We start from the raw sequence: 11,959 nt of genomic DNA, 5'->3' as shown, positions 1-11,959 counted from the left end.
GGATCACACCGCCTGCGCGAGCTCCGGAGCGGCCCCGCCCAGTGCCAGCGAATAGCGCAGCCAGCCCTGCGATGTCTCCCGGCTCACACCCACCTTCGCCAGCGTGGGCGCGAATGCCGCCGCGTCCATTGACCATAGCCCGACCCCGATCGCATCGCGCCCTTCGCCCGACCTGCCCAGCACCTCGGGCTCCAACCCCATCAGCCGGTAAATCCGCTCCATGCGCGCATCGAACACGCCCACGAAATGCTCCAGCCCGAACCGCGCCATCAGCTCCCCGGCCCCCAGCGCCAGCGCCGGGGCGACGCGCCGGTCAGCACCGGGGGACAGGCAGAACCGCGTGCATTCCCAGATGAAGGGCGACGTGATCGGAGCGCCGTCGTTGAGGAAGTCGAAATGCTCGTTCACCATCGTGCGCCCGGTGGTCGGCAGAAACCGCATCGACCCGCCATGCGCCCCGTCCGGCCCCTCCCAGATGACGTAAAGCGGGTTCAACGCGTCGTACTGGTCGCGCTCCTCGCCCGCGGCGTTCACCGTCACATCCCAGCCCAGACGGCGCGAGAACTGCTCGGCCCGGTCGGTGAACATGGATCGCGCGAGGCGGGGAAAGCGGGCAAGGTCGCTGGCATAGAGGTAACGAAGCATAATGAGTCTCCCGATATATCCGTCGGGGCCACTCTGATCCGTGCCGGTAAACCGTCCTTCACCGCAGCGTACGGTGCGCCTTAACGACCCGTTACCCGGGCGTTCGCCGCTTCCCATTCCCGCGCCGCTTTGCCACTCTGCGCGCAAAACCCGGAAAGGAACCGCCATGCCCTATCACGTCCCCTCCTCGCTCACCCTCGCGCAGGCCGAGGCCATCGCCACCGGCGCCTTCGCCTTCGCCACTGACAACGACCTCGCCCCCCTGGCGCTCGTGGTCTTCGACGCGGGCGGCAACGTCGTCCTGTCCAAACGTCAGGACGGCGCGGGCGCGACCCGGCTTGCCGTGGCCCATGCCAAGGGTGCAGGTGCCGCCGGCATGGGCGTGCCCTCCGCCAACCTCTTCGCGATGTTCAAGGATAATCCGGGCTTCGCCGCCGCGATTTCCGTCGCCGCGAAAGGCGACTTCGCCGCCCAGCCGGGCGGCGCGCTCATCGTCGACGGCGACACCGTCATGGGGGCGGTCGGCATCTCCGGGGACACCGGCGACAAGGACAACGCCGCCGCCGTCGCCGGGATCGAAGCTGCAGGCCTGTCCGCCGGCACCTGATCCCTTCTTCGGTCCAAAATACCTCGGAGGGGGCGTGGGGGAGGCAGCGCCTCCCCCGCCCGCCGCGACGACCCGGCGTCAGCCGGGGCGGCGCAAATCCTGCGCGGGCGCCAGCCCGCACAATTTCGCAGTTCAGACGATGATGATCCCGGTGGATAGCGCGCGCGCGACGGCATGGGTCGTGTTGAGTGCGCCCAGCTTGTGACGTCCGCTTTCGATATAAACCCTGAGCGTATGCTCCGAGATCCCGAGCTCCGCCGCCGCCTGCGCCCGGCTCAGGCCACGGGCGAGACACCGGATCGCCGCCAGCTCTCGCGGGCTCAGGCTGGGCGACACGACACCCTCGGCCCCTTCGAATTCCAGCGCCTTCCGGTTGAACTCATGCGCCAGCACGATCAGGTCGCGCCCGTTCTCCTCGACGAAACGCGCCCAGTCCTCGTCCGACGCCTCGCCGTTCAGCGTGAACAGGGCGAACTGTCCCTGCGGCCCGTGCAGCGGGATCGAATATCCCTGGTTGCCGAGGCCATAGGTCATCGCATCCTCGAGCATCGCGCGCGCGGGTTTGGACGACCAGTCGAGGTCTTTCCAGTTGGCCGGGGTGAAGCGCTGGAAACAGCCGAATATCACGGGGTCCATACGCAGGTAATCCATCTCCAGGTAGCGGTCGACCCAGGCCGAGGAATAGGTCCCGGCCCCGAACCGCTCGCCGTCCGAATTCACCCAGTGATAGACGCAGTGCCTGACGTCGAAGATATCGCAGATGTCTTCCGTCGCGGTCTGGAACGCCTCAAGCGTGTCCGCTTCCTGCAAAGAGGTAAGTAACGCTTCCAGCCGTGCCCTCATGTTCCCCCGCTGCCGCTGCGGCTTTCGCCCGCGCGAGGGAATCCAACTCGGCCAGCACGATCAGACTTGCGTCATCGAGCGCATCGGCCGAGGCCCCCATCCCCTTCGCATGGGCGAACGCTTTCAGGTCCGTGAGTACATCAATGAGCCATTCGTGCGGCATGTAAAGGCTCCCGTATAGGTTGAAGTCGATTCAACCCTAAAATGATGAACACTTCGTGGAAATTCGCGTCTTTACCCTCCCCATTTCTGGCGAGGCTGCTTTAAGTAAGTATCTGAAAACGCATGATGCGCGACGCAGCAGCCGGGTGATTCGCCCCCGGCGTCACCAGTACGACGCCATGATCTCGACCGCCCAATCCGGCTCGCGCAGCGCGCCGCGCGGGCGATAGCCCGACCAGACCGGCTTCACGTCGAGCACCGGGGTTCCGTCCACCGCGTCCAGCCCTATGACATGGAGCGCAAGGCCCTCGACCCGGTCCAGCCGGCAGATGCTCACCCCGATCCGGTTGGGCCGCATCCGGCCCCGCTGAGCGAGGATGCCGACGCGCGGCCAGTCCTCGCGCCCGCGCGGATGGCGCGCCGCCGTCTCCATCGGCTCGTCCGCGTGAAGGTGGAAGTGGAACACCACCTCGATATGGCTTTGCAGTTCCAGCCCCATCGTGGCCTCGGGCGAGAACACCTCGGGCGACAATTCGATCACCGCCCGCTCGCGGCCCCAGTTGTCCTTGGTCGCCGTCACGCGGCCGCCCCGGATGTGGCCGATGGGCTGCATATGAATCGTCTCACGCGTCATGGTCCCCTCCCCGATTCAATCGCACCAGAGAACCGCGAACCCGCGCAAAAGAAAAGCGCGCCGCCGAAGCCGCGCGCTTTCCGTCAATTCGACCGGCCTCACTTGGCGTCGAGCACATCCTCGAGCGTGCGCAGACCCGTGCGCGGCGACTGCACCAGCACGGCCATGTTGCCCGGCTTGTGCTCGTTGCGCAGCATCTTCACATGCGCGGCCGGAATATCGTCCCACGGGAACACTTCCGACATGCAGGGGTCGATGCGCCGCTCGACCATGAGCTTGTTGGCCGCCGCCGCCTGTTTCAGATGCGCGAAGTGCGACCCCTGAATGCGCTTCTGGTGCATCCAGACATAGCGCGCGTCCATCGTCAGGTTATAGCCGGTGGTGCCCGCGCAGATCACGACCATGCCACCCTTCTTCACCACGAAGGTAGAGACCGGGAAGGTCGCCTCGCCGGGATGCTCGAACACCATGTCGACGTTGTTGCCCTTGCCGGTGATCTCCCAGATCGCCTTGCCGAACTTGCGGACCTCGCCGAACCATTCCTTGTATTCAGGCGTGTTCACCGTGGGGAGTTGCCCCCAGCAGTTGAAATCCTTGCGGTTGATGACGCCTTTCGCGCCAAGACCCATGACGAACTCGCGCTTGTCCTCTTCCGAGATCACGCCGATCGCGTTCGCGCCCGCCGTATTGATGAGCTGGATCGCGAAGGAGCCGAGGCCGCCGGACGCGCCCCAGACCAGCACGTTCTGACCGGGCTTGAGCTCATGCGGGTGATGGCCGAACAGCATCCGGTAGGCGGTGGCGAGCGTCAGTGTGTAGCACGCGCTTTCTTCCCACGTCAGGTGCTTGGGGCGCGGCATGAGCTGCTGGGCCTGCACGTTGGTGAACTGCGCGAACGACCCGTCGGGGGTCTCGTAGCCCCAGATGCGCTGGCTGTCCGAGAACATCGGATCGCCGCCGTTACATTCCTCGTCGTCGCCGTTGTCCTGATTGCAGTGGATCACGACCTCGTCCCCCACCTTCCAGCGCGTGACCTTGTCGCCCACGGCCCAGACGATGCCCGAGGCGTCCGACCCGGCGATGTGGAAATCGGCGCCATGCACGTCGAAAGGCGAGATCGGCACACCGAGACCGGCCCAGACACCGTTGTAGTTCACGCCGGCCGCCATCACGAGGACCAGAACCTCGTGACTGTCGAGCACGGGCGTATCCACGACCTCCACCTGGAACGACTTGTCGGGTTCGCCGTGACGCTCGCGCCGGATCGCCCAGGCGTACATCTGTTTCGGGACGTATCCCATCGGCGGGATTTCCCCGATTTCGTAAAGGTCTTTCTCCGGCGCTTCGTAGGCGGAGATGGCGGGCGCGTCGTCGAGTGCCATGTGGGCCTCCTGGTCAAACAACAGATTGCCGCGATGCAGAATCGCGGGTGCTGATGCAGCATTACGGACGGGCTCGCAACATTGCAACCCTGATTACGGGCTTTTTGTAATTTTATGTCGCGTCGGATTCGACCGACAGCGGCCTGTCCGGGCACAGATGCGCGATGGATTGCGCGTAGTAATCCAGCACCGCGCGCTCATCCGGGTTCACGGTGATGCGCCCCTCGTCCTCCACAAGCACACGGCGGACGAGCAGGATCTCGACCCCCTGGTTCACCGGGTCGATACTGAGCGCGCGCGGCATGTGGATCTGCGCCCCCCGCTCGCGCATCTCTCGCACCAGCCGGGTAAAGCGCTCGGCCACCTCGGCCCGCGTCAGCCCGTCCTCGCGGGCCAGGACCGTCGCGACCACGGGCACTGGCAGGACCGGCACCACCGCCCGGATCCGCGCCATGATCCGACGGGCAAGCAGCATGGTCGTGCGTTCACCGACTTCCGGGTGATCATAAAGAAACGCGGTCAGCGACAGAGGCTCCCCCACACTCACGCTGGCATAGCCAAACCGCCGGAACCGCCCGGTCACGCGCAGGATGATATGGCCGACCACATGGCGCACGATGTCGAAGGCGCGCAGCCGGAATCGGCGCACCCCGGTCTTGCCGGCGGCCAGCAGCACCCGGTCCTCCATCACCCTGTCGTAGTTGATCGCGACCGGCACAAAGACCACGTCGCGCGTCTCCCCCGGTTTGAAACCGTCGAGGATATAGGACATGAGCCCCAGCTTCGGCTCCCCCACCGCCCCGGTGAGGCTGAGGCCCCCTTCCGGAAACATCCCCTGCGTCGTCCCGCTCTCGACCGACATGCGGATGTATTGGGCCAGCACCTTGCGATAGAGCGCGTTGCGGCTCTTGCGGCGGATGAAATAGGCGCCCATCGCCCGGATCAGCACCGAGAACGGCCAGACCCGCGCCCATTCACCGACCGCATAGGACAGGTGCGACCGTTTCCCGGCAAGCCATGTGACCAGAACGTAATCCATGTTGGAACGGTGGTTCATCACGAAGACGACCGTGGTTTCCGGCGGAATGGCCTCGATCACTTCGGCGTCGATCTGGTCGATCCGGACACGGTAAAAGCCCTTTGAGATCAGCCGGGCCACCCGGATCGCAAAGCCGAAATACAGGAACGCGGAAAAGCGCGGCACGATCTCGCGCGCATAGCGTCGGGCAAGCTCGAACCCCACCTGCTCCGGCACGCCCTCCTCCCGCGCGTGCTCCTGAATGGCCTTGTTCACCTGCGGGTCATAGATCAGCCGCTGGATCATGTCATAGCGGCGCGCGATCTTGAACGGCTCGATGGGCCGGGTCAGCCGCTGGTTCAGCCGGGCCACCGCACGCTCCATCCGGCGGCGAAAGAACCAGCGCACGGACGGAAACAGGAAATGGGACGCAAACGTCACGGCCGCGAAGGCGAGGATGAGGATCAAGGCCCAGAGAGGCAATTCCACCGTGCTTGTCATGGCTTTTCTTGGCCTGCCACGCGCGGTCGGACAACCACAAACTCCGCAGCGCCCGTCCCGCCCCGGTCCGCGTGTGCGAAATGCCACCCCCGAAACGAGGGGTAAGGGATTCCGGATTTCATGCTATCGTGAGTTATCCAAAGCAAACAGGGAGGGAGTCATGGGGAGCTCCGCTTTGAAATCAATCGTCGCCGCGGGCGCGGCCTCCGCCGCCGTGCTGGCCGGGTCGCTGCCGGCCGCCGCACTGGACCGCCGGGTCACGATCGTCAACAACACCGGCTACACGATGGTCCGCTTCTATGCCTCGCACCGCGACGCGAAAAGCTGGCAGGAGAACATCTTCGGGAACAAGGTGCTCGCCAACGGCTACAGCGTCTCGATCAACATCGACGACGGCACCGGCTACTGCATCTTCGACTTCAAGGCCGTCTTCGATGACGGGGACGAGGTCGAGAGCTGGGGCAACAACGTCTGCGAGCTGTCGACCTTTACCTTCAATCCCTGAGCCGGCAAAGGGCCGCGCACGATTGTAACCCGGAAATCGGGGCTTGCGTAATATTGTTGCTTTGCGATAAATGCTGCACCGCAACATGAAAGACGAGTCACCGATGCCGACAGATCAGCCGACCCGAGACCGCCAAGCCGATCGTCCGTGGCTGTTCCGCACCTATGCGGGCCATTCCACCGCCACGGCCTCCAACGCGCTCTACCGCTCGAACCTCGCGCGCGGGCAGACGGGGCTGTCGGTGGCCTTCGACCTGCCGACCCAGACCGGCTATGACAGCGATCATGTTCTGGCGAAGGGCGAGGTCGGCAAGGTCGGCGTGCCGGTCGCGCATCTTGGCGACATGCGGATGCTGTTCGACCAGATCCCGCTCGAACAGATGAATACCTCCATGACGATCAACGCGACCGCCCCGTGGCTGCTCGCGCTCTATATCGCCGTGGCCGAGGAGCAGGGCGCGGACATCACCAAGCTGTCGGGCACCGTTCAGAACGACATCATCAAGGAATACCTGTCGCGCGGCACCTATGTCTGCCCGCCCGCGCCGTCCCTGCGCATGATTACCGATGTCGCGGCCTATACCCGCGAACACCTGCCGAAATGGAACCCGATGAATGTGTGTTCCTACCATTTGCAGGAAGCGGGCGCGACACCGGAGGAGGAGCTCGCCTTCGCCCTCGCCACCGCCACCGCCGTGCTCGACGACCTCAAGGGCAAGGTGGACGAAGCCGACTTCCCGGAAATGGTCGGGCGCATCTCGTTCTTCGTGAACGCGGGCATCCGCTTCGTCACCGAGATGTGCAAGATGCGCGCTTTCGTGGAACTGTGGGACGAGATCACGCGCGAACGCTACGGGGTGGAGGACGAGAAATTCCGCCGCTTCCGCTACGGCGTGCAGGTAAACTCCCTCGGCCTGACCGAGCAGCAGCCGGAGAATAACGTCTACCGCATTCTCATCGAAATGCTCGCCGTGACGCTGTCGAAAAAGGCCCGCGCCCGTGCCGTGCAATTGCCGGCCTGGAACGAAGCACTCGGCCTGCCGCGCCCGTGGGATCAGCAATGGTCGCTCCGTATGCAGCAGATCATGGCTTTTGAAACCGACCTTCTGGAATATGACGACCTGTTCGAGGGCAACCCTGCGGTCGAGAAAAAGGTCGCGGAACTCAAGGAAGGCGCGCGCGCCGAACTGGCCCAGATCGACTCGATGGGTGGCGCGGTGAAATCCATCGAATACATGAAATCCCGGCTCGTGGAATCGAACGCCGAACGCATCGCCCGGATCGAGGGCGGCGACACCACCGTCGTCGGCGTGAACAAGTGGACCGACGCCGCGCCCTCCCCCCTCACCTCCGGACCCGAGGCGATCATGGTCGCCGACCCCGAGGCCGAGGCCGATCAGGTCGCCCGCCTTCGCGACTGGCGCGACACCCGCGATGACAGCGCGGTTCAGGCCGCGCTGGAAGAGCTTCGCGCGGCGGCCCGTTCGGGCCAGAACGTCATGCCCGCCTCCATCAAGGCCGCCAAGGCGGGGGCCACCACCGGCGAATGGGGCGACGCGGTGCGCGCCGAATTCGGCCAGTATCGCGGTCCGACCGGCGTGTCGAAAAACCCCTCCAACCGGACCGAGGGTCTCGACGATATTCGCGACCGGGTCGCCGCCGTTTCGGATGCGCTTGGCGAGAAACTCAAATTCCTCGTCGGAAAACCCGGCCTCGACGGCCATTCCAACGGCGCCGAACAGATCGCCGCCCGCGCCCGCGATTGCGGCATGGATATTACCTACGACGGGATTCGCCTGACCCCCGAGGAAATCGTGTCCTCCGCCGCCGAGTCCGGTGCGCACGTCGTCGGATTATCCATCCTGTCGGGGTCGCACGTCCCGCTGGTCGAGGATCTGATGGACCGGATGCGCGCTGCGGGACTGGGCCATATTCCCGTCGTCGCAGGCGGTATTATCCCCGAGGCCGACGCCGAGCGCCTGCGCGCGATGGGCGTCGCGAAAGTCTATACACCGAAGGATTTTCAGCTGAACGCGATAATGGACGACATCGTGACTTTGGTCGATCCGAAGGCCCGCGCTGCGGAATAGTCCGCGCCAGTGGCGAATTGGTTAATGCAGACAACCGCCTAGCCGGCCTCGCCGCCGCACAAATCATTGTGTGCGGGCACTATCTTTCGTATTGATATACTCGTAAGTAGCGTTTTGACTGCGATATTAATTGCGAAACCAAGGACCACTCACATGAAAATCAACCTTAAAGGGTTATCCAGAAAAGAGCTCGAGAAACTCCGCGCCGATGTCGACAAGGCCCTGGAACGGGTCGAGGAAGACGAAAAGCGCGCGGCCCTCGTCGCGGCGCAAAAGGCGGCCAAGTCGTTCGGCTATTCTCTCGAGGATCTCTCGGACGTGAAAGCCGGCAAGCCCGCCAAGGCCAAGAAAGCCGGCGACGGTCGCAGCAAGGTCGCGCCGAAATACCGCAACCCCGACGAGCCGACCGTCACCTGGACCGGCCGCGGGCGCAAACCCAAATGGGTCGAGGCGCATCTCGCCAACGGGGGTAAACTCGAAGATGTCCTGATCTGAAACAGCTCGGCCCGCGCGGGGGCAATTGCGCGGGCCGTCTTTCGGTCGGATAAAAGAAAAACCGGTGCCGGTAGCGCCGGTTTTTCTGTGCCCGATCACGGGTTTTCATCCCCGCCCCGGCCGATATGATCGCCGCCGAGACTTACGGGAGTTCGAGATGAAAACGCGCAAACTGGGCCACACCGGCCTCGACGTATCCGCCATCGCCCTTGGCTGCATGAGCTTCGCCGGGTTCTACGGCGCCTCCAGCCGGGACGAGGCGTTCGCAACGCTGGACGCCGCCCGTGACGCCGGGATCACCTTTCTCGACACCGCCGAGATGTATGGCAAGGGCCTCTCGGAAACCCTGATCGGGGAGTACCAGAAGGACCAGGGCCACCGCTTCCAGATCGCGACCAAGGGCGGCATCGTCATCGGCGCCCCGCGCGGCACCGCCGACAATTCCTATGACCACCTGCGCGCCCATCTCGAACAATCGCTGGAGCGGCTCGGCGTGGACAGCGTCGAATTGTTCTACGTCCACCGCCGCGAATTTCCCCGCCCGATCGAAGAAGTCACCGAGGGGCTGGAGCGGATGCGCGAGGAGGGGCTGTTCACCGGCTTCGGCTTCTCCGAGATTTCTCCCGCCGCCCTGCGCCGCGCAGCCTCGGTCGCCCCTGTCTCGGCCGTTCAGAACGAATACTCCCTGTGGACGCGCCTGCCGGACCTCGGGATGATCCAGACCTGTAAGGCGCTTGGCACCACCTTCGTCCCCTTCTCCCCCCTCGGGCGCGGGATCTTCAGCGACCGCACCCTCGACCCGGCCTCCTTCGGCGACACGGACTTCCGCAAGAACAACCCCCGCTTCGTCGCGCCGAACTTCAGCCACAACATGGACCACGTCGACGCCCTGCGCACCTTCGCGCGCGATCGCGGCTGGACGACCGCCGCCGTGGCGCTCGCCTGGACGCTCGATCAGGGCGACCACATCGTCCCGATCCCCGGCACCCGCAGCCCGCAGCACCTTCTGGAATGGGCGGATGCGGACGAGATCATCTTCACCGACTCCGACCGCGCCGCTCTGGACGAGATCATGCCGGTGGGCTGGGCGCACGGCGACCGCTACTCGGACGCGCAGATCGTCGGGATCGAACGCTACTGCTGAGGCGCGTCCTGCGCCACCTCGCCGGACCGGCGCGGCGCCCGCCCCTCCTCGTGCTTGAACAGAAGCGCCAGCGCCAGCGCCGTCAGGACCAGCCCCGCCAGCGCACGCGGGTCCGGCAGCCCGTGGCCGAAGGCGACCTCCCACACGATGACCCAGCCGGGGGTGAGATAGGTATATGCCATGACCTTGGCCCCCGGCAGCCGCATCGAGGCGAAGTTCAGTGACACGAAGGTCATCCCCATCGCCCCGACGGACAGATACCCGAGCGCGATCCAGACCAGCGGGGGCAGGCCCGCGAAATCCGTCGCCGCCAGGTCGCGCCAGCCATAAAGCGTAAGCACGACCGTCCCGGCCGTCAGCACGAGGAAAGAGGATGACACCGCGTTCTCCCCCCGGCTCAGGCGGCGCATGAGCGGGACGTAAAGCGCATGGGCCACACAGCCGAGGAAATAGACCGCCTCGCCCCGCCCGACCTCGAAGGCCAGAAGCCGCGCGGGATCGCCGCGAAAGATGACCCAAAGCGCCCCAACCGCGCCGACCAGAAGCGCCAGCGCGATCCGCCGCGTCGTCACCTGCCGCAGAAGCACCCATGAAAACAGCGCCGTCATCACCGGCATCAGCGTCATCACCGCCGAGGCCGACACGGGCGCCGCCGTCTTCAGCCCCTCGAACATCAGGACGAAATAGGTGCCGAACACCCCGCCCAGCAGCAGCCAGCGCCATGGCGCGCGCGCGTCGGTCAGGCGGATCTTGCCGGTCACGAGGCCAAGCAGCCCCACGAAGACCGCCGCGCAGGCGAACCGCATCGCCTGCATCGCCACCGGGTCGATCAGGTTCGCGGTCAGCGCACCGAGCGTGAACGACCCCGCGACGAGGATCGAAAACAGCAGCATCGCGCCGTGGCCCTTGAGCGCCTCGGTCCCGCCGTAGCGCGCGCTCATGCACAGTCCTTGAGCGAGGCCTTGAGGTGCTTGGTCAGCGCCTGAACCTTGGCCGTGCGATGCAGGTCCACATGGGTGACGAGCCAGAGGCGTGATGCCCATTCCTCACGCGAGGGCAGCACCTCGACGAGTCCCTCACCCGCCTCGCCCACCGGCGAAAAGCCCAGCCCGATCCCGGCCCGCAGCGCCGCGAAGTGGCTCAGATCCTCGTCCGCGCGGAACACCACCCGGTCACGCGGCACGTTGGCCGCGACCCAGCGCATCGCGGGCCCGCCGGACTGTTCGTCGTCCGGGCCGATGAAATCATGCTCCAGCACGTTCGCCTCGGTCGGCATCCCCCGCCGTTCTATATACTCTGGCGCGGCGTATAGAGCGGTCTGGAGCGTGGCGAGCTCCTGCACCACGTTGTCGAGCTCCTTGGGCGGGTTGCCCGCCCGGATCGCCACATGCGCTTCGCCGTACTCCAGCCGGAAAATCCGCCGCCCCGTGCGATAGACGAGCCGCAGGTCGGGATAGCTGGACTGGAAATCTGCGAGTGCCGGCATCAGGCGACGGGTGAACGAAGCCAGCGTCGTGACCACCAGCTCCCCCTGAACCGCGCTGCCCTGCCCGGACAGGCGCGAGGCGAGCTGGGCGAACTGGTCATCCGTCGCCTGCGCCACCCGCGCCAGATCCTCACCCGCTTCGGTGGGCGTATAGCCGCGCGCGTGGCGCTGGAACAGCTTGACCCCAAGCCGCCCCTCCAGCGCGTCGACATGGCGGATCACGGTCGCATGATGCACCCCCAGCGCCTGCGCGGCCCCGGACACGGTGCCATGCCGCACGACTTCAAAGGCAGTGCGCAGCCCATCCCAATCCTGCATCTCTTTTCCTGTGCATTCGCGAACAATTTACGCCAAGACAACCACGCTCTGTGGAGGGCTGCAAGGGTGGGGAATCCCGGAATGATGCGAACCGCCAGGGCGGCGCAGTATAACAATGCGGTTAATCGGG

At 65.3% G+C, this 11,959-nt stretch carries 13 protein-coding genes; 5 read left to right on the top strand and 8 right to left on the bottom strand.

All coding sequences use genetic code 11. The features are described from left to right. Positions 1-3: 3 nt before the first annotated feature. A complete protein-coding gene (locus B2585_RS15090) occupies positions 4-645 on the bottom strand; it encodes an acyl-homoserine-lactone synthase (RefSeq protein ID WP_292024766.1) in 642 nt (213 codons plus the stop codon). 166 nt (positions 646-811) lie between these two features. Here B2585_RS15090 and B2585_RS15085 point away from each other — a divergent pair, with 166 nt between their 5' ends. After that, positions 812-1,252 carry a GlcG/HbpS family heme-binding protein gene (locus B2585_RS15085; protein ID WP_292024765.1) on the top strand — a complete coding sequence of 147 codons (441 nt, stop codon included), beginning with the start codon at positions 812-814 and terminating at the stop codon, positions 1,250-1,252. Positions 1,253-1,384: 132 nt separating this feature from the next. On the opposite strand, the gene B2585_RS15080 is transcribed toward B2585_RS15085, so the two are convergent. From B2585_RS15080 to B2585_RS15060, 5 genes are all read right to left on the bottom strand, one after another. After that, a complete protein-coding gene (locus B2585_RS15080; RefSeq protein WP_292024764.1) occupies positions 1,385-2,095 on the bottom strand; it encodes a helix-turn-helix transcriptional regulator in 711 nt (236 codons plus the stop codon). After that, complete coding sequence (locus B2585_RS15075; protein ID WP_292024763.1) at positions 2,040-2,258, bottom strand: hypothetical protein; 219 nt, start codon at positions 2,256-2,258, stop codon at positions 2,040-2,042. The genes B2585_RS15080 and B2585_RS15075 overlap by 56 nt, the downstream gene beginning before the upstream one ends. Positions 2,259-2,420: 162 nt before the next feature. Beyond that, a complete protein-coding gene (locus B2585_RS15070) occupies positions 2,421-2,891 on the bottom strand; it encodes an SAM-dependent methyltransferase (RefSeq protein ID WP_292024762.1) in 471 nt (156 codons plus the stop codon). A gap of 98 nt (positions 2,892-2,989) precedes the next feature. After that, entirely contained in the window at positions 2,990-4,273 is a 1,284-nt protein-coding gene (gene ccrA / locus B2585_RS15065) for a crotonyl-CoA carboxylase/reductase (protein WP_292024761.1), read from the bottom strand. A gap of 112 nt (positions 4,274-4,385) precedes the next feature. Next, entirely contained in the window at positions 4,386-5,792 is a 1,407-nt protein-coding gene (locus B2585_RS15060; RefSeq protein WP_292024759.1) for a 1-acyl-sn-glycerol-3-phosphate acyltransferase, read from the bottom strand. A 160-nt stretch (positions 5,793-5,952) separates the two neighbouring features. On the opposite strand from B2585_RS15060, the gene B2585_RS15055 reads away from it, so the two are divergent. The 4 genes from B2585_RS15055 (at position 5,953) to B2585_RS15040 (ending at position 10,025) form a co-directional block, all read left to right on the top strand. Next, positions 5,953-6,297 carry a hypothetical protein gene (locus B2585_RS15055; RefSeq protein WP_292024757.1) on the top strand — a complete coding sequence of 115 codons (345 nt, stop codon included), beginning with the start codon at positions 5,953-5,955 and terminating at the stop codon, positions 6,295-6,297. 85 nt (positions 6,298-6,382) lie between these two features. Beyond that, positions 6,383-8,386, top strand: coding sequence for a protein meaA (locus B2585_RS15050; RefSeq protein WP_292024755.1), 2,004 nt, complete (start codon positions 6,383-6,385; stop codon positions 8,384-8,386). A gap of 153 nt (positions 8,387-8,539) precedes the next feature. Beyond that, positions 8,540-8,881: an H-NS histone family protein gene (locus B2585_RS15045; RefSeq protein ID WP_292024752.1), complete on the top strand. Its 342-nt coding sequence runs from the start codon at positions 8,540-8,542 to the stop codon at positions 8,879-8,881. 157 nt (positions 8,882-9,038) lie between these two features. Continuing rightward, positions 9,039-10,025 (top strand): aldo/keto reductase, encoded by a 987-nt coding sequence (locus tag B2585_RS15040; RefSeq protein WP_292024751.1) that lies wholly within the window; start codon positions 9,039-9,041, stop codon positions 10,023-10,025. Here B2585_RS15040 and B2585_RS15035 read toward each other — a convergent pair. Then, the gene (locus B2585_RS15035) at positions 10,016-10,966 is read right to left on the bottom strand and encodes a DMT family transporter (RefSeq protein ID WP_292024744.1); all 951 of its coding nucleotides are present in this window, start codon (positions 10,964-10,966) and stop codon (positions 10,016-10,018) included. The genes B2585_RS15040 and B2585_RS15035 overlap by 10 nt on opposite strands. Next, positions 10,963-11,829 carry a LysR family transcriptional regulator gene (locus tag B2585_RS15030; protein WP_292024742.1) on the bottom strand — a complete coding sequence of 289 codons (867 nt, stop codon included), beginning with the start codon at positions 11,827-11,829 and terminating at the stop codon, positions 10,963-10,965. Before B2585_RS15030 ends, B2585_RS15035 begins: the two co-directional genes overlap by 4 nt. Positions 11,830-11,959 lie beyond the last annotated feature (130 nt).

The organism is Maritimibacter sp. UBA3975 (assembly GCF_002384975.1).
Classification (GTDB): domain Bacteria; phylum Pseudomonadota; class Alphaproteobacteria; order Rhodobacterales; family Rhodobacteraceae; genus Maritimibacter.
This window is presented reverse-complemented; position numbering and strand designations above follow the sequence as displayed.

Bases quoted from the DNA above. Each gene is read 5' to 3' on its own strand.
- B2585_RS15090 (WP_292024766.1), bottom strand. From the start codon at position 645: ATGCTTCGTTACCTCTATGCCAGCGACCTTGCCCGCTTTCCCCGCCTC.
- B2585_RS15085 (WP_292024765.1), top strand. From the start codon at position 812: ATGCCCTATCACGTCCCCTCCTCGCTCACCCTCGCGCAGGCCGAGGCC.
- B2585_RS15080 (WP_292024764.1), bottom strand. From the start codon at position 2,095: ATGAGGGCACGGCTGGAAGCGTTACTTACCTCTTTGCAGGAAGCGGAC.
- B2585_RS15075 (WP_292024763.1), bottom strand. From the start codon at position 2,258: ATGCCGCACGAATGGCTCATTGATGTACTCACGGACCTGAAAGCGTTC.
- B2585_RS15070 (WP_292024762.1), bottom strand. From the start codon at position 2,891: ATGACGCGTGAGACGATTCATATGCAGCCCATCGGCCACATCCGGGGC.
- ccrA (WP_292024761.1), bottom strand. From the start codon at position 4,273: ATGGCACTCGACGACGCGCCCGCCATCTCCGCCTACGAAGCGCCGGAG.
- B2585_RS15060 (WP_292024759.1), bottom strand. From the start codon at position 5,792: ATGACAAGCACGGTGGAATTGCCTCTCTGGGCCTTGATCCTCATCCTC.
- B2585_RS15055 (WP_292024757.1), top strand. From the start codon at position 5,953: ATGGGGAGCTCCGCTTTGAAATCAATCGTCGCCGCGGGCGCGGCCTCC.
- B2585_RS15050 (WP_292024755.1), top strand. From the start codon at position 6,383: ATGAAAGACGAGTCACCGATGCCGACAGATCAGCCGACCCGAGACCGC.
- B2585_RS15045 (WP_292024752.1), top strand. From the start codon at position 8,540: ATGAAAATCAACCTTAAAGGGTTATCCAGAAAAGAGCTCGAGAAACTC.
- B2585_RS15040 (WP_292024751.1), top strand. From the start codon at position 9,039: ATGAAAACGCGCAAACTGGGCCACACCGGCCTCGACGTATCCGCCATC.
- B2585_RS15035 (WP_292024744.1), bottom strand. From the start codon at position 10,966: ATGAGCGCGCGCTACGGCGGGACCGAGGCGCTCAAGGGCCACGGCGCG.
- B2585_RS15030 (WP_292024742.1), bottom strand. From the start codon at position 11,829: ATGCAGGATTGGGATGGGCTGCGCACTGCCTTTGAAGTCGTGCGGCAT.